Below are 22,291 nucleotides of genomic sequence, written 5' to 3'. Positions count from 1 at the left end.
TCGTCCGCGAGAATCACCGCGAACGGGTTGTCGCCCACGAGCTTTTCGGCGCACAGCACCGCGTGCCCGAGACCGAGCGCTTCGGGCTGGCGCACGTAGAAGCAGTCGACGTGGCTCGGCTTGATGCTGCGCACGAGCTCGAGCAGCTTCGCCTTGCCGCGCGCTTCGAGTTCCGCTTCGATCTCGTACGACTTGTCGAAGTGGTCTTCGATCGCGCGCTTGCTGCGGCCCGTCACGAAGATCATCTCCGTGATGCCCGCTGCCATTGCTTCTTCCACTGCGTACTGGATCAGCGGCTTGTCGACGATCGGCAGCATTTCCTTCGGGCTTGCCTTGGTGGCCGGGAGAAACCGTGTGCCGAGGCCTGCTACCGGAAAGACTGCTTTTGTAACTTTGAGCATTCGATTACCCCTGGTAATGGATTGGCCAGTCTGTTGACTGCCCTTGCCGTGGTGCGAACGACCCGTCGATGCGGCGCTTGTGGCACCGCGTCTGTCAGGCCGGCAGGCGCGTCAGCTGCGCTGTAAGCTTGCCGATAGTGGTCTGGTATTCTGCCAGCCTTCTCTGCTCCTGCTCAACCACGGCGGCCGGCGCCTTCGCGACAAAGCTCTCGTTCTGGAGCTTGGCGTTACATTTCGATACTTCTGCGTTCAATCTCGCAATCTCTTTTGACAGCCGTTCGCGTTCGGCGGCGACATCGATTTCCACCTTCAGCACGAGCTTGTCAGTTCCTACGATAGCAATTGGCGCGCCATGTGCTTCCTTGTCGAGCTGCGCCTCGTCGTCGATGATGCGCACCTCGGACAGGCGGGCGAGCGCTTGCGCGTAGGGCGCGAACGTTTCGAGCCGCGCGGCGTTGCCGCTGGCGAGCAGCGGCACCTTCGTCGCCGGCGACAGGTTCATTTCGCCGCGCAGGTTGCGGCACGCATCGATCGCGGCCTTCAGATCGGCTGCCCACTGTTCGGCGGACTCGTCGATCTTCTTCGTTTCGGCGACCGGATACGGCTGCACCATGATCGATGCGTCGCCTTCGGCCACGCCGGCAGGGTAGGCGTCCGTCAGCGGCGCCACCTTCTGCCACAGTGCTTCGGTGATGAACGGAACGATCGGGTGCAGCAGGCGCAGCACCGCCTCGAGTACGCGCAGCAGTGTGCGGCGCGTCGCGCGCTGCTGTTCGGGTGTGCCCGTCTGCAACTGCACCTTCGCGAGTTCGAGGTACCAGTCACAGTATTCGTCCCAGACGAACTTATATAGGGCATTCGCCACATTGTCGAAACGATAGTCGGCAAAGCCTTTCGCGACCTCGGCCTCGACCCGCTGCAGCAGCGACACGATCCAGCGGTCCGCCTGCGAGAAATCGGTATAGCCGCCGGGGCCGCAATCGCCGGGCTGGCACGCGCCCGGCTTGCTGAAGCCGCAATCGTGGCCTTCGCAGTTCATCAGCACGAAGCGCGTGGCGTTCCACAGCTTGTTGCAGAAGTTGCGATAGCCCTCGCAGCGCGCGAGGTCGAAGTTCACGTTGCGGCCGAGCGTGGCCATCGACGCCATCGTGAAGCGCAGCGCATCGGTGCCGAATGCCGGAATGCCGTCGGGGAATTCCTTGCGCGTTTTCTTTTCGATGGTGGCCGCGCTCTTCGGGTTCATGAGGCCCGTTGTGCGCTTGGCGACCAGCGCGTCGAGTTCGATGCCGTCGACGATATCGAGCGGGTCGAGCGTATTGCCCTTGCTCTTCGACATCTTCTGGCCTTCGTGGTCGCGCACGAGACCGTGCACGTAGACCGTGTGAAACGGCACCTTGCCCGTGAAGTGCGTGGTCATCATGACCATGCGCGCGACCCAGAAGAAGATGATGTCGAAGCCCGTGACGAGCACGGACGACGGCAGGAACGCCTGCAGCTCGGGGGTTTGCGCGGGCCAGCCGAGCGACGAGAACGGCACGAGCGCCGACGAGAACCACGTGTCGAGCACGTCCTGGTCGCGCGTAAGCGGGCCCGTGTAGCCGCTTTCCGCTGCCTTGTCGCGCGCGCCTTCCTCGGTGTGCGCGACGAACACTTCGCCGTTCTCGCCGTACCACGCGGGAATCTGATGGCCCCACCACAGTTGCCGCGAGATACACCAGTCCTGGATGTTTTCGAGCCACTGGTAGTAGGTGGTGGTCCAGTTCTCGGGCACGAATCGGATCTCGCCGTTGCGCACGACGTCGAGCGCGGTCTGCGCGATCGATTTACCGGGATTGAACGTACCGAATGTGGCATCGGGCGCGGGCTTGCTCATCGCGACGAACCACTGGTCGGTCAGCATCGGCTCGATCACGACGTTCGTGCGGTCGCCGCGCGGCACCATGAGCTTGTGCGGCTTGACCGATTCGAGCAGGCCGAGCTTTTCGAGGTCTTCCACGACGCGCTTGCGCGCCTCGAACCGGTCGAGGCCGCGATACGCTTGCGGCGCGTTGTCGTTGATCTTCGCGTCGAGCGTGAGGATTTCGATTTGCGGCAGCTTGTGACGCTGGCCCACCTGATAGTCGTTGAAGTCGTGCGCGGGCGTTACCTTCACGACGCCGGTGCCGAATTCGCGGTCGACGTAGTCGTCGGCGATCACGGGAATCTCGCGACCGGCGAGCGGCAGCTTGACGGTCTTGCCGATCAGATGCGCGTAGCGTTCGTCTTCGGGATGCACCATCACGGCGACGTCGCCGAGCATCGTTTCGGGGCGCGTCGTGGCAACGGTCAGATGGCCGGCGCCGTCCGACAGCGGATACTGGATGTGCCACAGGTGGCCGTTTTCCTCTTCGCTGACCACTTCGAGGTCCGACACCGCGGTGAGCAGCACCGGGTCCCAGTTCACGAGACGCTTGCCGCGATAGATGAGGCCCTGCTCATAGAGGCGCACGAATACGTCGACGACCGCGGGCGACATTTTGTCGTCCATCGTGAAGTATTCGCGCGACCAGTCGATCGATGCGCCGAGACGCCGCACCTGGTTCGTGATCGTCGAGCCCGACTCGTGTTTCCATGCCCACACGCGCTCGACGAACTTCTCGCGGCCGAGATCGTGGCGCGACACTTTCTGCGCATCGAGCTGCCGTTCGACCACGATCTGCGTGGCGATGCCGGCGTGGTCGGTGCCCGGCACCCACAGCGTGTTGTCGCCGAGCATGCGGTGATAGCGCGTCAGACCGTCCATGATGGTCTGATTGAACGCGTGGCCCATATGCAGCGTGCCGGTGACGTTCGGCGGCGGCAATTGAATGGAGAAATTATTGCGGCCCGGCTGCATCGCGGGCGCGGCATAGCCGCGTTGTTCCCATTTGGGGCCCCATTCGGCCTCGATCGTGTGGGGCTCGAAGCTTTTGGCCAGCGTGCTGTCGCTCATTGTGGAAGTCTGCCGAAAAATGCGTGAAAAGATGCCCGAAACCTTGAATTATAAAGGCTGCGCGGCACGACAGGCCGTCACCTGGCCATTCGGCCGAGGCGACGGCCGCCTGATGCGAGTATCGGGCGGGACTTATAATGGCGGACGGCCTGGTCGCCACTGCCTGATCACTGCCTGATGCGCTGCTTTGCCGCTTGCCCCCTTTGTCCCCCTTTGCCCGTCAGTGCGCTCATCTGTCTGCTCATCCGTCCGCCCATCCGACATGCCCGATCTGCTCGCCAACCTGAACCCCGAACAACTTGCCGCCGTCACGTTGCCGAACGAACCGGCGCTTATTCTGGCGGGCGCCGGCAGCGGCAAGACCCGCGTGCTGATCACGCGCATCGCGTGGCTGATCCAGCATGGCTATGCGTCGCCGCCCACCGTGCTGGCGGTAACGTTCACGAACAAGGCCGCGCGCGAAATGATGGCGCGGCTGTCCGCGCTGCTGCCTATCGATACGCGCGGCATGTGGATCGGCACGTTCCACGGCCTGTGCAACCGGATGCTGCGCGCCCATTACCGCGACGCGGGCCTGCCGCAAACGTTCCAGATTCTCGACACCGCGGACCAGCTGTCGGCGATCAAGCGCCTCATGAAAGGCCTCAACGTCGACGACGAAAAATATCCGGCGAAGAACCTGCAGTACTTCATCAACAACGCGAAGGAGCAGGGGCTGCGGCCGAAAGACGTCGACGCGACCGACAACTTCAACCGCAAGTTCGTCGAGCTCTATGAAGCATACGAGCAGCAATGCCAGCGCGAAGGTGTGGTCGACTTTCCCGAGCTGCTGTTGCGCTGCTACGAGCTGCTTGCGCACAATGCGCCGCTGCGCGCGCACTACCAGGCGCGCTTCAGGCAAATCCTCGTCGACGAGTTCCAGGACACGAACAAGCTGCAATACGCATGGCTCAAGCTGCTCGCCGGCGAGCACAACGCGATCTTCGCAGTCGGCGACGACGACCAGTCGATCTACGCGTTCCGCGGCGCGAACGTCGGCAACATGCGCGACTTCGAGCACGAGTTCAAGGTCCGCAACCTGATCAAGCTCGAGCAGAACTACCGTTCGCACGGCCATATTCTCGATGCGGCGAACCACCTGATCGCGCACAACGCGCGGCGCCTCGGCAAGAACCTGCGCACGGATGCCGGGCACGGCGAACCGGTGCGCGTCTACGAGGCGGCCACCGATACGCAGGAAGCGAGCTGGATCGTCGAAGAGATTCGCGCGCTGATCAATACCGGCTTGTCGCGCGGCGAGATCGCCGTGCTGTATCGAAGCAATGCGCAGTCGCGCGCGATCGAACACACGCTCGTCAATGTCGGCATTCCGTATCGCGTGTATGGCGGCCTGCGCTTTTTCGAGCGCCAGGAAGTCAAGCACGCGCTTGCGTATCTGCGCCTCATCGACAATCCGAACGACGATACGGCGTTTGCGCGTGTCGTGAACTTCCCCGTGCGCGGTATCGGCGCACGCTCCATCGAACAACTGGCCGATGCGGCGCGCCTCTACAACTGCTCGCTGGCGGCGGCGATTCCATACGTGACCGGCAAGGCCGGTTCGAGCCTCGGCGCCTTTGCGACCCTGATCGCGAAGATGCGCGCGGAAACGCAGCAGATGAGCTTGCCGGAAACGGTCGAGCATGTCGTGCGCGGCAGCGGTCTCGCCGATTTTTACCAGAACGAGCGCGAAGGGCAGGATCGTCTCGAGAACCTGCAGGAACTCGTCAATGCGGCGGCGGCGTTCGTCAGCGAAGAGGGCTACGGGCTCGATACGCCCGCGCGCTCGATTCCGCTGCGCCCGGGCGCGACGGCCGCGCCTGAAATCGCGGTCGAAACGGACGATCCGGGCAGCGTCGTGCTCGATCCGGCAGGCCCCGCGGATCCCGCGCAGAATCCCGACACGATGACGCCGCTCGCGGGCTTCCTGTCGCACGCGTCGCTCGAAGCCGGCGACAACCAGGCGCAGGCGGGCCAGGACGCCGTGCAGCTGATGACCGTGCATTCGGCGAAGGGTCTCGAATTCACCGCGGTGTTCATCACGGGTCTCGAAGAAGGGCTGTTCCCGCACGAGAACAGCGCGATGGAAACGGACGGGCTCGAGGAAGAGCGGCGCCTGATGTACGTGGCGATCACGCGGGCGAAGGAGCGGCTTTATCTGTCCTTCGCCCAGAGCCGCATGCTGCATGGCCAGACGCGCTACAACATCCGCTCCCGGTTTTTCGACGAGCTTCCGCAAGACACGCTAAAGTGGCTCACGCCGAAAGTCGAGGCCGGTTCGCGCTGGGGCGGCCGTTCGGACAACGCGGGCTGGGGCCGCGACTGGTTCGGGCGCTCGAACCGCGAAGACGGCGGCTACGCGAGCTTTGACAGCGGCGCGCACGCGGCCCCGCTACCGGCTTTCGCGAACGAGCAGCGCGCGGTCGAAACAGGCTTTCGCGTGGGGCAACAGGTGTTCCATACGAAGTTCGGCGAAGGCACGATTACGGCGCTCGAAGGCGGCGGCTCCGACGGCAAGGCGCAGGTCAGATTCAAGCGGCACGGCGAGAAGTGGCTGGCACTGGCGGTCGCGAAATTACAGGCGGTGGAATGAGCGAAGCGAAGGATGCAGTAGCGAAACAGGCAGTGGCGCGTGGCGCTCAACGTGGCAGCGATGCCGAAGATGCCGGAACGCCGCGGCCTTTGGGCGTGATGGCGGCGCTGCCCGAAGAACTCGGCGACCTCGTCGCCGCGATGCGTGCCGAAGGTGACGTGCGCACCGTTGCGCACGGGCAGCGCGACTATCACGTCGGCACCGTGCACGGCGCGCCGTGCGTCGTGACACTGGCGCGCGTCGGCAAGGTCGCCGCCGCCACAACGGTCAGCGCGCTGATTCACGCGTTCGATGTCGCCGCAGTCGTGTTCACGGGTGTGGCCGGCGGCGTGGGGCGCGACGTGCAGATCGGCGACGTCGTCGTCGCGCATACGCTGATGCAGCACGACCTCGACGCGTCGCCGCTGTTCCCGCGTTTCGAAGTGCCGTTGCTCGGCATCGCGCGCTTTGCCGCCGATGCGCCGCTCGCCGAAGCGCTCGCCTCGGCATGCGAAGAATTCATCGCGCAGGAAGGCGGCGCGCTCGCCGAACGTTTCAGTACCGCGCGGCCCAGAGTGCATCGCGGTCTCGTGATCAGCGGCGATCAGTTCATTGCGAGCGCGGCGGCGGTCAACGCATTGCGCGCCGCGCTGCCCGATGCGCTTGCCGTCGAAATGGAAGGCGCGGCGATCGCGCAAGTCTGCTTCGAGTACGGCGTGCCGTGCGCGATCGTGCGCACGATTTCCGACACTGCCGACGTGCACGCGCCGGCGTCGTTCTCGACGTTTCTCGTCGAGATCGCCGGCACGTATTCGAGCGGGATCTTGCGGCGGTTCTTGCAAGCGCGCGGATAGCGGTCGAATAAACGACCGCGTAAGCGTTCGCATAAGCGTGCGGTAAGCAGCTTCAGGGCGATGCCGACGCCCGCAGCGCGTCGCGAATCTGCTGCAGCGCGGCCGGGTCTTCGATCGTCGGCAACTCGCCGGGATCGTGGCCCTCGGCGAGCGCCGCGATCGCGCGGCGCAGCAGCTTGCCCGAGCGCGTCTTCGGCAGCATCGACACGATATGCACGCGCGCCGGCCGCGCAATCGATCCCAACTGCCGGTCGACCGTCGCCGTGAGTTCCGCTTCGAGCTTCGCGCGTGCTTCAGGCGACGCGTAGCGGTCCGCATCGCGCAGCACCGTGAACGCGAGCGCGGCCTGCCCTTTCAGCGGATCGTTCACGCCGACCACCGCGACCTCGGCCACCGCGTGGTGGCCCGACAGCGCTTCTTCGATTTCGCGTGTGCCGAGGCGATGGCCGGCGACATTGATCACGTCGTCGGTACGGCCGAGGATCGTCACATAGCCGTCTTCGTCCTGCACGCCCCAATCGAAGGTCGAGTAGACGGTCTGGTTCGGCACGCTCGTCCAATAGGTATCGACAAAGCGCGCATCGTCGCCCCATACGGTCGACATGCAGCCCGGCGGCAGCGGATACGCAAGCGTGATCACGCCTTTTTCGCCGGGCCTGCAGGGCTCGCCCGTCACCTCGTCGCGCAGCGTCACGTGGTAGCCGTATACGGGTACGCCCGGCGAGCCGAGCTTCGGCGGCAGCGCTTCGACGCCGCGCTGGATCGCGAGAATCGGCCAGCCGGTTTCGGTCTGCCAGAAGTTGTCGACGACGGGCTTGCCAAGCGATTGCGCGACCCACGCGGCAGTCGGCTCGTCGAGCGGCTCGCCCGCGAGAAACAGCGTGCGCAGGCTCGACAGGTCGGCGCCTTCCATGAGCGCCGGGTCCTGCTTCTTGAGCACGCGCAACGCGGTCGGCGCGGTGAACATCAGGTTGATTCCGTACTGCTCGACGAGCCGCCACCAGATGCCGCCGTCCGGACGGATCGGCGTGCCCTCGTACATCACGGTCGTCAGTCCCGCGATCAGCGGCGCATAGATGATGTAGCTGTGCCCGACCACCCAGCCGATGTCGGAGGCGGTGAACATCGTGTCGCCGGGGCGTCCTTCGAAGATGTATTCCATCGATGCGGCGAGCGCGACCGCATAGCCGCCGACGTCGCGCTGCACGCCTTTCGGACGTCCCGTCGTGCCCGATGTGTACAGCACGTACGAGGGCTCGTTCGACTCGAGCCATTCGCACGGCACGTGTGCCTCGAAGAACTGCTCGCGCAGCGGCTCGTAGTCGAGCAGATACGGGGCACTGAACTTTTCCGGCGCGAGCTGGCGGTCGATCATCAGCACGCGCGGCGTCTTGTGCGCGGCGCGCGACAACGCTTCGTCGATCAGCGGCGCGTAATCGATCACCTTGCCGCCGCGCGCGCCCGCATCGGCGGTGACGATCAGCGCGGGCTTCGCATCGTCGATGCGCACCGCGAGATTCGGCGCCGCGAAGCCGCCGAACACGACCGAATGAATCGCCCCGAGCCGCGCGCACGCGAGCATCGCGAATGCCGCTTCGGGAATCATCGGCAGATAGATGAGCACGCGGTCGCCGCGTGCGACGCCGAGCGAACGCATGACCGCGGCCATGCGGTTCACTTCCGCGTGCAGCTCGGCGTACGTGTAGCGGCGCTCGATGCCGGTTTCGGTCGAGATGTAGATGAGCGCCTGCTGCTGCGAACGGGCGGCGAGATGGCGGTCGACCGCGTTATGGCACAGATTCGTCCTGCCGCCTGTGAACCAGCGTGCGAATGGCGGATTAGAGCGGTCGAGCACCGCGTCGAAAGGCGTGTGCCAGTGAATGCGCGCGGCCTCTTCGCGCCAGAAGTCGTCGGGCGCCTCGATCGAACGGCGGTGGAATTCGCGATAGCGGGTCATCGGCGGCCATCCTTTGGGCGGGCGGATCAAGGACAACGGCGTTCCGGCGAACGACGATGCGGCGCACGCAATCGGCATGCCGGTGCGGCGATGAGCACAGCATAGAGCAGGCGCGAACGCATGGACAACGCGGGTTCACCATGACTCCGCGCAGTGAGAAGAGGGAGCGAGTGGCTGAAATATCTAACATTCGCGCCGCAACCACGCGAAATGTCAGCGATATCTGTCACCGCCGGCCGCCATAAAAAAGGCGCCGCGAGTGCGGCGCCGCCGGCGACCACGATCGACCATCCGGTCAAGCCTTCGCGCGCTTTCCTTCGATATCCGGCAGGAACACCGCGAGAATGCCGATCAGCGGCAGGAACGAGCAGACCTTGTACACGTAATCGATGCTCGTCGCGTCCGCAAGCTGGCCGAGCACCGCGGCGCCGACGCCGCCGAGGCCGAATGCGAAGCCGAAGAACAGCCCCGCGACCATGCCGACCTTGCCCGGAATCAGCTCCTGCGCGTAGACGAGAATCGCCGAGAACGCGGAGGCGAGCACGACGCCGATCACCACGGTCAGCACGCCGGTCCAGAACAGGTTGGCATAGGGCAGCAGCAGCGTGAACGGCGCCACGCCGAGAATCGACACCCAGATCACATACTTGCGGCCGATGCGGTCGCCGACCGGTCCGCCGATCACCGTGCCCGCCGCGACGGCCGCAAGGAACACGAACAGATGGATCTGCGCGGCCTGCACGGGCAGGTGGAATTTGTCGATCAAATAGAACGTGAAGTAGCTGTTGATGCTCGCGAGATAGAAGTACTTCGAGAACACGAGCAGCACGAGCACGCTCATCGCGAACGCGATCTTGCCGCGCGGCAGCGCGGCATGCGCGACGCCCGCGCGCGCTTTTTTCGTGGCTGGATGATGCTTGTACCAGCGGCTCACCTGCGAGAGCACGACGATGCCGACGAGCGCCGCGAGCGAGAACCACGCGATGCTGCGCTGGCCATGCGGAATCACGATCAACGCGGCGAGCAGCGGCCCGAGCGAGGTGCCCGCATTGCCGCCCACCTGGAACAGCGACTGCGCGAGGCCGTGACGGCCGCCCGACGCCATGCGTGCGACGCGCGACGATTCCGGGTGGAACACCGACGACCCGCAGCCGACCAGCGCAGCCGCGACGAGCAGGATGCCGAAGTTCGGCGCAACCGACATCAGCAGCAGACCGGCCAGCGTGAAACCCATGCCGACCGGCAGCGAGTACGGCTTCGGATGCTTGTCCGTATAGATACCGACGAGCGGCTGCAGCAGCGACGCGGTGATCTGATAGGTCAGCGTGATCAGTCCGATCTGCCCGAACGACAGCGCGAAGTTCGACTTCAGCATCGGATAGATCGCGAGGATCAACGACTGGATCATGTCGTTCATCAGATGCGAGAAGCTGATCGCGCCGAGGATCGAATAGACGGTTTGCGGCACCTTTGCCGCGCTTGCCGCGGCGGGAGCGGATGCGCCGCCAGCCTGGGCGCCGGCGAGGGCGCGTTTGTCGAGGCTCGTTTCCATGGGTGGCTTGGGTTTGGGGTGATCGGCATGCCCTTCGCGTTCCGGCAATGCCGCTGCAATGTCGACGAAGGATCGTATGCGATGGATTGTAATGTGGCTTGTGTCAGTTGTCCGGCCAAGATTTGTCGCGAATCGGACATCGCGGCGTCGCGACAAGCGCCTGGAACCGGACGCCGGCCGCGCGCAAGCAGGGGCTGACCGCAGGATTTTGACCGTGTATAACACCGCTCGCGCGGCCCACGAGGCGGCGCACAGGGCGACAGCCGAAACGGGCACGCGGCAGGCAAAGACCTAAAGACCGCTGCCGCTATTGCCGTCAACCTGTCATGAGTTGAAAGACCGCCGGAGCCGACCGTTCCGTCGGTCGGAACGGGGAAAGAACGATGAAAACAGTTGCGCTGGGGACCCGGGGGGCCGGGCTATCGGTGAAGGCAACGCTGCGGCTCGCGTTTGCCGTGCTGCTGGTCGGCACACTCGCCATCGGCATATTCGCGCTGACGCAGATCAGCCGTCTGAACGGCTCGACGCAATCGATCTACGAGCAGGGCTATATCGCGAACCGCGCGGCCGAGGAAGCACGCGGGGAGATGCTGCGCGCGAGCCGCGCGCAGAAAATGCTGCTTACGGCGACCACCGCTAAAGAGCGCGAGGAACTCGGCGCCGATATCGACAGGGGGCTCGCGGCACTGCGCGCGCACCTCGATACGCTCGGCCAGTACGCGAGCACGCCCGAGGCGATCGGCCAGCAGAAGAAATTCGCCGCGGCTGTCGCCACGTGGAGCACGCACCTGCGCGACTTCGTGAAGCTCGTGCAGGCGCAGTCGCTCGATCTGTCGCAGATGAACTGGCAGGTCGGCATGCAGGATGTCTCGCTGCTCGTCGAAACCGGCAAGCTCGAAAAACTCGTCGACGGCCTCGTCGCGCAGCAGGGCACGGCCGCGAAGGCGACGATCGGCGCGTCCGCGTTTATCTTCCGCTCGTCGTTCGTGATGATCGCGGCCGCGACGCTTGCGCTGATCGTGCTTGCGTTCGTCATCGGCGAATGGGTCGTGCGGCGTCTTGTGCGGCAGCTTGGCGGCGAGCCCGTCTACGCGAAGGAAATCGCATCGCGCATTGCCGCGGGCGATCTGTCGAATGCGATCGCGCTCGCGAAGCGCGACACGTCGAGCATGCTATCCGCGCTGTCGGACATGCAAAGCGGCCTGTCGACGACGGTCGCCGATATCGCCGCGAGCGCCGAGGCGATCGCATCCGCGTCGAGCGAGATATCGATGGGCAATCTCGACCTGTCGCACCGCACCGAACAGCAGGCGGTGGCGCTCGAGCGTACCGCGAGCAGCATGGAACAACTGACCTCGACGGTACGGCAGAATGCCGACAACGCGAAGCAGGCGCGCACGCTCGCCGATAACGCGTCGTCGATCGCGGAGCAGGGCGGCGACGTGGTCGGCCGTGTGGTCGCGACGATGAACGAGATCAACGACAGCGCAAAAAGTATCGGCGACATCATCGGCGTGATCGAGGGCATCGCGTTTCAGACCAACATCCTTGCGCTCAATGCGGCGGTCGAAGCGGCGCGCGCGGGCGAAGATGGCCGCGGCTTCTCGGTCGTCGCGGGCGAAGTGCGCAATCTCGCGCAGCGCAGCGCGTCGGCTGCGAAGGAGATCAAGGCGCTGATCGGCGCCTCGGTCGAGCGCGCGAGCAACGGTTCGCAACTGGCGCAGGACGCGGGGCAGACGATGGACGAAGTCGTCAAGGCCGTGAAGCGCGTGACCGACATCATGGGCGAGATCTCCGCCGCGTCGGCCGAGCAGAGTTCGGGCATCGAAGAAATCAACCTCGCGGTTTCGCAGATGGATGCGGGCACGCAGCAGAACGCGGCGCTCGTCGAGCAGGCGACGGCGGCCGCGAAGTCGCTCGACGATCAGGCGCGCGCGTTAAAGCAGATGGTGGGCAAGTTCCGGCTGCGCTAGTCGCACGTCAGGTTCGATGCAGCGCTGCGAGGCGCTGCGTCCATGCCGGTATCGCGGCGGCGTAAAACGCGTCGAGCGAAGCGCGCGCGCCGGCCCCGAGTTCGAGCCCCAGATGGCTGGCCGCCGCATGCAGTGCGTCGAGCGGCCGGCTCGTATCGAGCGCCTGCGCGCCGGTCTGCTTGCTGAGCTTCTCGCCTGCTTCGTTGACGACCACGGGCACGTGCAGATACGACGGTGTCGGCACGCGCAGGCAGCGCTGCAGGTAAATCTGGCGCGCGGTCGAATCGAGCAGATCGGCGCCGCGCACGATGTGCGTGATGCCGGCATCGGCATCGTCGACGACGACCGCCAGTTGATATGCCCATTGGCCGTCCGCGCGAAACAGCACGAAGTCGCCGACTTCGGTCGCGAGGTTCTGGCTTTGCGGGCCTTGCCAGCGGTCGTCGAAGCGCATGACTTCCGGTTCGTGCGCGGCGCTGTCGGGCACGCGCAAGCGCCACGCACGCGGCGCCTTTCCGTGCAGACCGTCGCGGCACGTGCCCGGATACGCGAGCGTCGTATGCCGCGCATGCGCGCGCACGAGCGAATCGGCGATTTCCTTTCTCGTGCAGCCGCACGGATAAACGAGGCCCGTGGCGGCCTGCAGTTGCGCGAACGCCTGTTCGTAGCGTGCGGTGCGCCGACTTTGCCAGACTGGCGGTTCGTCCGCGCGCATGCCGAAGCAGTCGAGCGTCGCCAGGATATGTTCCGCGGCCCCGGGCACCGTGCGCGGTCCGTCGATATCGTCGATGCGCACGAGCCAGCGGCCGCCGTGCGCGCGCGCATCGAGCCAGCTGGCAAGCGCGCTGACGAGCGAACCGAAATGCAGCGGGCCGGTGGGGGAGGGGGCGAAGCGTCCGCGGTAGGTCATCGCGGGGCGGATGCGGCGCCGCGCCTCGCGGCCGATCGCATCGTCTGGTGCTGCATGGCGTCGCGCCGCATCGTGCCGTCGCTCAGGCGGCGCGCGCGCCGTCACGCTGCGGATGGCACGCAGCGCAGGTTTTGCCCGGCACGTAGAACGGCGACTGCTGCCCTTCGGGCGTGACCACCGCGCGGCAGCCGAAGCATTGCACGGTCGCCGTCGGCGCGAGCGTCGGGTCGAGCGCGGTGCGGTAATCGAACACGAAGCACTCGCCGTGGTAATGCGCGCCGCCCACTTCCTCGAAGTACTTCAGAATGCCGCCCTCGAGCTGATAGACGTGGTCGATGCCGACGTCCTTCATATGGATTGCCGCCTTCTCGCAGCGGATGCCGCCCGTGCAGAACGACACGACCGTCTTGCCTTCGAGGTCCGCGCGATTGCGTTCGATCACGTCCGGAAACTCGCTGAACTTCGTGATGCGGTAATCGAGCGCGTGATCGAACGTGCCGACGTCGACCTCGAATGCATTGCGCGTATCGAGCATCACGACCGGGCGCCCCGCGTCGTCGTGGCCGCGATCGAGCCAGGCCTTGAGCGTGCGCGCATCGACCGACGGCGCGCGGCCGAGCTCGGGCTGGATCGCGGGCTTCTTCATCGTGATGATTTCGCGCTTGAGCTTGACGAGCATCCGGCGAAACGGCTGCGTGTCCGACACGCTTTCCTTGAACTGCAGGCTCGCGAACTTGCCTTCGAAAAGCGGATCGTGGCGGATGTAGTCGATAAACGCGCGCACGTTCTCATGCGTGCCCGCGATAAACAGATTGATGCCCTCCGGCGCGAGCAGGATCGTGCCGCGCAAGCCGAGCGCGTTGCAGCGTTCGGTGACGAGCGGACGCCATGCCGCGATCGCATCGAGCGTCACGAACTGATAGGCGGAAAGATTGAGAATACTCATGTTGATTCAGGGGGCTGCCGTCCGGGAAACCGCGGATCTCCATGGAAACCGCGCAAAAACCGGACACAAACCGCGCATAACCACGGGTCACTGCGGTCAGGGGACGGCCGCCCGCAACAGGCAAACCCGTATTATCCCTCATCCGGCGCACGCGCCGGAAGCCGCGCGGGGCCCGGCGATCGGCAGCGCCGCACGGCCGGCAATTTAACCGGCCGTTTGCCCTATAACGAACGGCCTATTGCGCGGGGGCGCGAGTTACAATACCGCCCATGTCAGATCCCCGCTTCGTCCACCTCCGCGTCCACTCCGAGTTCTCGATTGCCGACGGCATCGTGCGTCTCGAAGACGTTGTCGCCGCCGCGGCAAAAGACGCTCAGGGCGCGCTCGCGCTCACCGACCTCGGCAATGCATTCGGCCTCGTCCGTTTCTATAAGGAAGCGCGCGGTAAAGGGGTTAAACCGATCGCCGGCTGCGATGTCTGGATCACGAATCCGGCCGACCGCGACAAGCCGTCGCGGCTGCTGCTGCTCGTCAAGGACCGGCGCGGTTATCTGAATCTTTGCGAATTGCTGACGAAGGCGTGGCTGACGAACCAGTATCGCGGCCGCGCGGAAGTCGACGCCGCATGGCTCGAGGGCGGACTTGCCGAAGGGCTGCTCGCGCTGTCGGGTGCACAGCAGGGCGACATCGGCATCGCATTCGCGGCCGGCAACGACGAAGCGGCCAGACGCAATGCCGGGCGCTGGGCGCGCATTTTCCCAAACGGCTTCTATATCGAGCTGCAACGCTGCGGCCAGCCGGGCGGCGAAGCGTATGTGCAGCAGGCGGTCGCGCTTGCGGCGTCGCTGAAGCTGCCGGTCGTCGCGACGCATCCGCTGCAGTTCATGACGCCCGACGATTTCACCGCGCACGAGGCGCGCGTGTGCATTTCGGAAGGCGATATTCTCGCGAATCCGCGGCGCCCGAAGCGCTTCACGACCGATCAGCACTTTCGTACGCAGGATGAAATGGCCGCGCTGTTCGCCGACATTCCGTCCGCGCTTGCGAATACGGTTCAGATCGCGAAACGCTGCAACCTGACGCTCGAACTCGGCAAGCCGAAGCTGCCGCTTTTCCCGACACCGGACGGCATGTCGCTCGACGACTACCTCGTGCAGTTGTCGAAGGAAGGGCTCGAAAAGCGCCTCGAGCAGCTGTTCCCCGACGAGGCGACGCGCGACGCGCAGCGCGAAACGTACTATGCGCGGCTCGACTTCGAGTGCGGCACGATCATCAAGATGGGCTTTCCCGGCTACTTCCTGATCGTCGCGGACTTCATCAACTGGGCGAAGAACAACGGCGTGCCGGTCGGTCCGGGCCGCGGTTCGGGCGCGGGCTCGCTCGTCGCGTACGCGCTTGGCATTACCGACCTCGATCCGCTGCGCTACAACCTGCTGTTCGAACGTTTTCTGAATCCGGAGCGGGTGTCGATGCCCGACTTCGATATCGACTTCTGCCAGCACGGCCGCGATCGCGTGATCCAGTACGTGAAGGAGAAGTACGGCGCCGATGCCGTATCGCAGATCGCGACGTTCGGCACGATGGCCGCGAAGGCGGCGGTGCGCGATATCGGCCGCGTGCTCGATCTCGGCTACATGTTCACCGACGGCGTCGCGAAGCTGATACCGTTCAAGCCCGGCAAGCATGTGACGATTGCCGACGCGATGAAGGAAGAGCCGCTGTTGCAGGAGCGCTTCGATAACGAAGACGAAGTGCATCAGCTGCTCGAACTCGCGCAGCGCGTCGAGGGCCTGACGCGTAACGTCGGCATGCACGCGGGCGGCGTGCTGATCGCGCCCGGCAAGCTCACCGATTTTTGCCCGCTTTACACGCAAGGCGACGAGAGCGGCGTGGTCAGCCAGTACGACAAGGACGACGTCGAAGCGGTCGGCCTCGTCAAGTTCGACTTTCTGGGCCTCACTACGCTGACCATCCTCGACTGGGCCGAGCGGTATATCCGCCGGCTCGATCCGTCGAAGGAAAACTGGTCGCTCGCACAAGTGCCGCTCGACGATCCGGCCTCGTTCACGATCCTCAAGAAGGCCAACACGGTCGCCGTGTTCCAGCTGGAAAGCCGCGGCATGCAAGGCATGCTGAAAGACGCGCAGCCGGACCGCTTCGAGGACATCATCGCGCTCGTCGCGCTGTATCGCCCGGGTCCGATGGACCTGATCCCGAGCTTCTGCGCACGCAAGCATGGACGCGAAACGGTCGAGTATCCGGATCCGCGCGTCGAGCCTGTTCTGAAAGAGACCTACGGCATCATGGTCTACCAGGAGCAGGTGATGCAGATGGCGCAGATCATCGGCGGCTATTCGCTCGGCGGCGCCGACCTGCTGCGCCGCGCGATGGGCAAGAAAAAGCCCGAAGAAATGGCGAAACATCGCGAGATCTTCGCCGAGGGCGCCGCGAAAAACGGTCTCACGCGCGCGAAGTCCGACGAGATCTTCGACCTGATGGAGAAGTTCGCGGGCTACGGCTTCAACAAGTCGCATGCGGCTGCGTACGCGCTGCTCGCCTACTACACGGCATGGCTCAAGGCGCACCATCCGGCCGAATTCATGGCGGCCAACATGTCGCTCGCGATGGACGACACGGACAAGGTCAAGATCCTGTTCGAAGACTGCATCGCCAACAAGATGTCGGTGCTGCCGCCCGACATCAATCTGTCCGCGTATCGCTTCGAGCCGGTCGCCGAAGCCGACGGCAAACGCTCGCGCACGATCCGCTACGGGCTCGGCGCGATCAAGGGCAGCGGGCAGAACGCGATCGAAGAAATCCTGCGTGCGCGCGAGGAAAGGCCTTTTACCGATCTGTTCGATTTCTGTGCGCGGATCGACCGGCGCATCGTCAATCGCCGCACGATCGAAGCGCTGATTCGCGCGGGCGCGTTCGACACGCTGCACGCGAATCGCGCGCAACTGCTCGCGTCGGTGTCGCTCGCGATGGAAGCGGCCGATCAGGCGAGCGCGAACGCGATGCAGGCGGGTCTCTTCGATATGGGCGACGATTCGCCGTCGCAAGGCCACGAACTCGTCGACGAGCCGGCATGGTCCGACAAGCGGCGTCTGCAGGAAGAAAAAAGCGCCCTCGGCTTCTATCTGTCGGGACATCTGTTCGATGCGTACAAGGACGAGGTGCGCCGCTTCGTGCGGCAGAAGATCGGCGAGCTCAAGGAGGGCCGCGACAAGCTCGTGGCCGGCGTGATCTCGTCGCTGCGCACGCAGATGACGCAGCGCGGCAAGATGCTGATCGCGCTGCTCGACGATGGCACGGGCCAGTGCGAAGTGACGATCTTCAACGAGCAGTTCGAAGCGAACAAGCAACTGTTCAAGGAAGACGAATTGCTCGTCGTGCAGGGGCAGGCGCGTAACGATGCGTTCACGGGCGGCATCCGTTTCACTGTCGATACGCCGATGGACCTCGGTGCCGCGCGCAGCCGCTATGCGCAAGCCGTGAAGGTGCAGATGAACGGCAATGCCGATGCGCATGCGTTGCGACGCGTGCTCGAAGCGTACAGCGCGGCGGCCGATGCAGCGAGCGGGGCCGGTGACGAGCCGGCTTCCGCTTCTGCATCCGGTGCGCGCGGGCGCGGCGCCAACGGCGGCGGCCGCGCATATGGAAACGGCGGCAACGGCGGTAACGGCTATGGCGGCTACGACAATGGCCGCGGGCAACGCGCTTCGGCGCCGGCGCCGAACGGCCTTGCCGTGCAGATCGTCTATCGCAGCGAACATGCGGAAGGCGAAGTGCGCCTCGGCGACGCGTGGCGCGTGAAGCCGACCGATGAATTGCTCGCCGCGCTGCGTGGCGAATTCGCCGGCAGCGCGATCGAAATCGTCTATTGAAGGTGTCGAAGCGGTCGAAGCCGTCGCGTAACAGCGCGGGCCGTGCGCGCTATGCCGCAGCGCGCGTCGCTACTCGCGCGGTGCGCGCGTGACGAGATGCGCGAGCTTCAGAAACCGGTAGTACACCGTTTCGGCGTTGAACACCGCGATCATGAAGCCGGCGCGGCCGTCGAGAAAGCCGAGGCGCAGCACGTACGTTCGCACGAACGCCCATGCGCCGCGCGCAAGCGCCTTGCCGAAGCCGGCGCGCTGGCCTGCCGCATGACGTTGCATCGCGCCTGCCGTCGAATACGCGTCGAGCTTGCGCAGCACCGTCTCCAGGTCTTCGTACGAGTAATGCAGCAGCTTGCCCGACAGCCGTTCGACCGGTGTGTCGAACACGAGCCGCTCGTGCACGAGGTCATTGGAGAAGCGCGCGGCGCTGCGCCTGAAAAGACGCGGAATCCAGTCCGGATACCAGCCGCAGTGACGAATCCAGTGACCGCAGAACGACGACAGCCGGTCGATCGCATAGACGTCCGCGCGCGGCGCGGCGAGGGCGGCGGCAATCGATACCGCGAGCTCCGGCGTCACGACTTCGTCGGCGTCGATCGACAGAACCCAGGTGGTCGGGAGCGCCTCGAGCGCGCGGTTCTTTTGCGGCCCGAAACCGGGCCAGTCGGGGGCGATCACGACGCGCGCGCCGTGCGCCCGCGCGATTTGCACGGTCGCATCGGTGCTGCCGCCGTCGATCACGACGATCTCGTCGGCGAACGCGACCGACTGCAAGCATTGCGCAAGCCGCAAAGCGGCGTTTTTCGTGATGATCGCGACACCGAGAGAGGGTTCGTTCATGCGTGATGGCGGCGGTGGGCGTGCTGGGTCGCGGGGTCGCGCAAGTATACAATGCTGTTTTTGTTTGCCGGACAGCGAAGTGACGCATTTGCGCGCATCCGCGGTGTGGGGCGCATGCGATGCACGCAGCAAGGCCGTGGTCGAGCCATGCGCCGGTCCGCTAATTCTGAGGAAGTCTTGAGCGCAAAGCCTACGTTAAGCAAACCGATCGGATCCGGTCAGGCGTCGTCCGCCATGAACGTTTGGCGCAAGCTCTGGCCATACCTGAAGCCGCTTTTCTGGGTCGTCGTCGGGGCAATTGCCGCGATGGCGGCAAGCGCCGCCACCGATGCCGCGATTCCCGCGCTGCTCAAGCCATTGCTCGATCATGGTTTCGGCGCGCACGGCAGCGACCGCGCCAAATGGTTCGTGCCGATGGCGATAATTGGCCTTGCGCTCGTGCGCAGCACGTCGCAATACGCGTCCGGCTATCTGCTCGCGTACGTGTCGAACCGCGTGCTGCTCGACCTGCGGCTCAAGATGTTCGAACGCATGATCCACACCAGTGTTGCGTTCTTCCAGCGCGAGACGGCGAGCACGGTCATCAATGCGATCGTGTTCGAGGTGAACCAGATTCTGAACGTGCTGCTCGGCGTGCTCGTCACGCTCGTGCGCGATTCGCTGACCGTGCTGTTCCTGCTCGGCTATCTGTTCTATCTGAACTGGCGCCTGACGCTGATCGTGGCCGTGCTGCTGCCGACCATCGGCTGGCTCGTCGGCAAGATCAACCGGCGGCTGCGGCGCCTGAACCGCGAGCATCAATTGCTCACGAACGAACTGTCGTACATCGTCGAGGAAACCGTCGGCGGCTATAAGGTCGTCAAGGTGCACAACGGCGAGCAGTACGAGATGGACCGCTTTACCGAAATGAGCAAGCGCCTGCGCGGCTATTCGATGCGGATGCAGGTGTCGGGCGGCCTCGCGCAGCCGCTCACGCAATTCCTCGCGTCGATCGCGCTGGCGGTCGTGGTGACTATTGCCGTGGTGCAGTCGACGGCCGACCAGACGACGGTCGGCGGCTTCGTCGCCTTCGTGACGTCGATGCTGCTGATCATCTCGCCGCTCAAGCATCTGATGGACGTCAACCAGCCGTTGCAGCGCGGCATGACGGCCGCGGAGCTGATCTTCGGGCTCATCGACGAACCGCCCGAGCCGGCCGGCGGCGGACTGCCGCTCGACCGCGCGAGCGGCGAGATCGAGTTCCGCGACGTCTCGTTCGCCTATGGCACGAGCGGGCCGATGCAGCGCCAGACGCTCGATCAGGTGTCGTTCAAGGTCGCGCCCGGCGAAATGGTCGCGCTCGCGGGGCCGTCGGGCAGCGGCAAGACCACGCTCGTGAATCTGCTGCCGCGCTTTTTCGATCCGTCGAGCGGCGAGATTCTCGTCGACGGCGTGGCGTTGCCCGAGTACGGCATTCATGCGCTGCGCAGCCAGATCGCGATGGTGAGCCAGGACGTCGTGCTGTTCAACGACTCGATCGCGAGCAACGTCGCCTATGGGCAGACGCCCGATCGCGACCGCGTCGTATCGGCGCTGCGTGCGGCGAACCTGTGGGATACCGTGGAGGCGATGGCGAACGGCATCGATACGCTGGTCGGCGATAACGGCATGATGCTGTCGGGCGGACAGCGGCAGCGCCTTGCGATCGCGCGCGCGATTTACAAGGATGCGCCGATCCTGATTCTCGACGAAGCGACCTCGGCGCTCGATTCCGAGTCGGAGCGCCATGTGCAGGCGGCGCTCGAAACGCTGATGAAAGGCCGCACGACGCTCGTCATCGCACACCGGCTCTCGACGATCGAGCGCGCCGACCGCATTCTCGTGATGGAAGCGGGGCGCATCGTCGAGCGCGGCACGCACCGCGAACTGCTGATGCATAACGGGCTCTATGCGCATCTGCATCGGATCCAGTTCCAGCAGAACGCCGCGTGACCGTGAAGATCGGCATCTCCAGTAACGCGCTGAAACACAGCGGCGGTCTCGAGCGCTATGCGATGGATCTCGTGCGCGGTTTCGTTGCGGCCGGCGTGACGCCGGAGTTTTTTGCGCGGCGCTTCGACGCGTCGTTGCCGGAAGCCGCGATGGTGCACGCGCATCGGATCAACGTGTCTTTTCTGCCGGGCAAGTGGCGCGACGGCTGGTTTTCGCGTCGTTTGCGCGCGGCGCGGCGCAACGCCGGCGTCGACGTGCTGATCGGCGTCAATCGTGTCGATTCGTCGGAAATCGCGATTTGCGGCGGCACGCACCTGGGCTTTCTGCGCGCGACGGGCCGGCGGCACAAAGGCTCCGACGTCCGGCAGATTGCGCTCGAACGCAGCCAGTACGAGCATGCGAAACTGATCGTCGCGCACTCGCAGCTGATGCGCGACGAACTGCGCGAACTCTACGGCATTGCCGATGCGAAGATCGAAGTGCTGTATCCGCCCGTCGACGACGCGCGCTTTTCTCCGGTCGGCGCCGACGAGCGCGCGGCTCTGCGCAAGCGGTTCGGTTTTGCCGATCACGAGATCGTGCTGCTGTTTCCGTCGAGCAGCCACGACCGCAAGGGCTTGCCGCTGATCGAGGCCGCATTGCGCGAGCTCGATGCGCCTTTCGTGCTGGCCGTTGCCGGACGTCCGCCCGAGCGCGTCGATGCGCGTGTGCGCCATCTCGGCTACGCGAAAAATATCGAAGACTGCTATCGCGCCGCGGACTTCGCGATTCTCGCGTCGAAGTACGAGCCGTTCGGCCTCGTCGGCATCGAATCGGTGATGTGCGGCACGCCGGTGGTTTTTCCGACCACGCTCGGCTGCTGCACGGCGATTGCGCCGCACGCGAAGCATACGTTCGAACCCGGCAACGCGGCCGACTTGCGCGCGACGCTCGAGCGTATTGCGCGGCAACGTGCGGAAGCGGGTGGCGCGACTTCGGCTTCGGCGGCGGACGTCGCGCGCGGCGGCGTGCTTTACGACACGCGCATCGCAAGCCATGTCGAGGCGCTGCTGCGCGCCGCGACGCGCATCGCCGAGCGCCGTTGATTTTTGACGCTCGCGGTCGCTTGCCGTCGCTTGCGGTCGCTTTCCACCGATTTCCGCCGCGTCGTGCTCCGGGCCGGACAGCGCTCGCGCACGTCTGGAGGCCCGCTCAAGTCGTGGCTCGAGCAGGGTGCATGTTATGATCGGGCGTTCGTGTTTTGGCCTTTTTCCGGTCTGTCGTTCGGGCGAATTCCATGTTATTTCCGGTATTTCGCCTGTTTCGTCAGGCACATTTCGTCAGGCGCCATTTCACCTGGCTTGAATCGCTATGTGGTCGCACTGACGGACCGGCCGAACATCGAAGCCTGCTGTAAATGTGTGCCGACTTTTTGGGATATACCC

The 22,291-nt window shown here is 65.0% G+C and carries 13 protein-coding genes; 6 read left to right on the top strand and 7 right to left on the bottom strand.

Going from position 1 to position 22,291, the window contains the following annotated elements:
- Positions 1–401 (bottom strand): sugar phosphate nucleotidyltransferase (locus QYH69_RS30345; protein WP_308835363.1); only part of this gene is annotated, 401 nt, incomplete at its 3' end.
- A 94-nt stretch (positions 402–495) separates the two neighbouring features.
- Positions 496–3,372 carry a valine--tRNA ligase gene (locus QYH69_RS30340; protein ID WP_308835362.1) on the bottom strand — a complete coding sequence of 959 codons (2,877 nt, stop codon included), beginning with the start codon at positions 3,370–3,372 and terminating at the stop codon, positions 496–498.
- A gap of 262 nt (positions 3,373–3,634) precedes the next feature.
- On the opposite strand from QYH69_RS30340, the gene QYH69_RS30335 reads away from it, so the two are divergent.
- Entirely contained in the window at positions 3,635–6,004 is a 2,370-nt protein-coding gene (locus QYH69_RS30335; protein ID WP_308835361.1) for a UvrD-helicase domain-containing protein, read from the top strand.
- A 98-nt stretch (positions 6,005–6,102) separates the two neighbouring features.
- Positions 6,103–6,837 (top strand): 5'-methylthioadenosine/adenosylhomocysteine nucleosidase, encoded by a 735-nt coding sequence (locus tag QYH69_RS30330; RefSeq protein WP_308835367.1) that lies wholly within the window; start codon positions 6,103–6,105, stop codon positions 6,835–6,837.
- A 52-nt stretch (positions 6,838–6,889) separates the two neighbouring features.
- Here the strand turns inward: QYH69_RS30330 and QYH69_RS30325 are convergent, their stop codons facing one another.
- Together QYH69_RS30325 and QYH69_RS30320 are read right to left on the bottom strand one after the other, a co-directional pair.
- Entirely contained in the window at positions 6,890–8,794 is a 1,905-nt protein-coding gene (locus tag QYH69_RS30325; protein WP_308835360.1) for a propionate--CoA ligase, read from the bottom strand.
- Positions 8,795–9,089: 295 nt separating this feature from the next.
- Positions 9,090–10,346 carry an MFS transporter gene (locus QYH69_RS30320; RefSeq protein ID WP_308835359.1) on the bottom strand — a complete coding sequence of 419 codons (1,257 nt, stop codon included), beginning with the start codon at positions 10,344–10,346 and terminating at the stop codon, positions 9,090–9,092.
- A 383-nt stretch (positions 10,347–10,729) separates the two neighbouring features.
- Here QYH69_RS30320 and QYH69_RS30315 point away from each other — a divergent pair, with 383 nt between their 5' ends.
- A complete protein-coding gene (locus QYH69_RS30315; protein ID WP_308835358.1) occupies positions 10,730–12,319 on the top strand; it encodes a methyl-accepting chemotaxis protein in 1,590 nt (529 codons plus the stop codon).
- A gap of 7 nt (positions 12,320–12,326) precedes the next feature.
- Here the strand turns inward: QYH69_RS30315 and gluQRS are convergent, their stop codons facing one another.
- Positions 12,327–13,229 (bottom strand): tRNA glutamyl-Q(34) synthetase GluQRS, encoded by a 903-nt coding sequence (gene gluQRS / locus QYH69_RS30310; RefSeq protein ID WP_308835357.1) that lies wholly within the window; start codon positions 13,227–13,229, stop codon positions 12,327–12,329.
- Positions 13,230–13,311: 82 nt separating this feature from the next.
- Positions 13,312–14,175, bottom strand: a complete 864-nt coding sequence (locus QYH69_RS30305; RefSeq protein ID WP_308835356.1) for a sulfurtransferase — start codon at positions 14,173–14,175, stop codon at positions 13,312–13,314.
- 260 nt (positions 14,176–14,435) lie between these two features.
- Between QYH69_RS30305 and dnaE the strand changes: the two genes are divergently transcribed.
- Positions 14,436–18,062: a DNA polymerase III subunit alpha gene (gene dnaE / locus QYH69_RS30300; RefSeq protein WP_308835366.1), complete on the top strand. Its 3,627-nt coding sequence runs from the start codon at positions 14,436–14,438 to the stop codon at positions 18,060–18,062.
- 69 nt (positions 18,063–18,131) lie between these two features.
- On the opposite strand, the gene QYH69_RS30295 is transcribed toward dnaE, so the two are convergent.
- Positions 18,132–18,896, bottom strand: coding sequence for a glycosyltransferase family 2 protein (locus tag QYH69_RS30295; protein WP_308835355.1), 765 nt, complete (start codon positions 18,894–18,896; stop codon positions 18,132–18,134).
- Between the two features lie 177 nt (positions 18,897–19,073).
- On the opposite strand from QYH69_RS30295, the gene msbA reads away from it, so the two are divergent.
- Together msbA and QYH69_RS30285 are read left to right on the top strand one after the other, a co-directional pair.
- Complete coding sequence (gene msbA, locus QYH69_RS30290) at positions 19,074–20,867, top strand: lipid A export permease/ATP-binding protein MsbA (protein WP_308835354.1); 1,794 nt, start codon at positions 19,074–19,076, stop codon at positions 20,865–20,867.
- 2 nt (positions 20,868–20,869) lie between these two features.
- Positions 20,870–21,952 (top strand): glycosyltransferase family 4 protein, encoded by a 1,083-nt coding sequence (locus QYH69_RS30285; protein WP_308835365.1) that lies wholly within the window; start codon positions 20,870–20,872, stop codon positions 21,950–21,952.
- Positions 21,953–22,291 lie beyond the last annotated feature (339 nt).

The organism is Paraburkholderia sp. SARCC-3016, assembly GCF_031119615.1.
Classification (GTDB): domain Bacteria; phylum Pseudomonadota; class Gammaproteobacteria; order Burkholderiales; family Burkholderiaceae; genus Paraburkholderia.
This window is presented reverse-complemented; position numbering and strand designations above follow the sequence as displayed.

Bases quoted from the DNA above. Each gene is read 5' to 3' on its own strand.
- QYH69_RS30340 (WP_308835362.1), bottom strand. From the start codon at position 3,372: ATGAGCGACAGCACGCTGGCCAAAAGCTTCGAGCCCCACACGATCGAG.
- QYH69_RS30335 (WP_308835361.1), top strand. From the start codon at position 3,635: ATGCCCGATCTGCTCGCCAACCTGAACCCCGAACAACTTGCCGCCGTC.
- QYH69_RS30330 (WP_308835367.1), top strand. From the start codon at position 6,103: ATGGCGGCGCTGCCCGAAGAACTCGGCGACCTCGTCGCCGCGATGCGT.
- QYH69_RS30325 (WP_308835360.1), bottom strand. From the start codon at position 8,794: ATGACCCGCTATCGCGAATTCCACCGCCGTTCGATCGAGGCGCCCGAC.
- QYH69_RS30320 (WP_308835359.1), bottom strand. From the start codon at position 10,346: ATGGAAACGAGCCTCGACAAACGCGCCCTCGCCGGCGCCCAGGCTGGC.
- QYH69_RS30315 (WP_308835358.1), top strand. From the start codon at position 10,730: ATGAAAACAGTTGCGCTGGGGACCCGGGGGGCCGGGCTATCGGTGAAG.
- gluQRS (WP_308835357.1), bottom strand. From the start codon at position 13,229: ATGACCTACCGCGGACGCTTCGCCCCCTCCCCCACCGGCCCGCTGCAT.
- QYH69_RS30305 (WP_308835356.1), bottom strand. From the start codon at position 14,175: ATGAGTATTCTCAATCTTTCCGCCTATCAGTTCGTGACGCTCGATGCG.
- QYH69_RS30295 (WP_308835355.1), bottom strand. From the start codon at position 18,896: ATGAACGAACCCTCTCTCGGTGTCGCGATCATCACGAAAAACGCCGCT.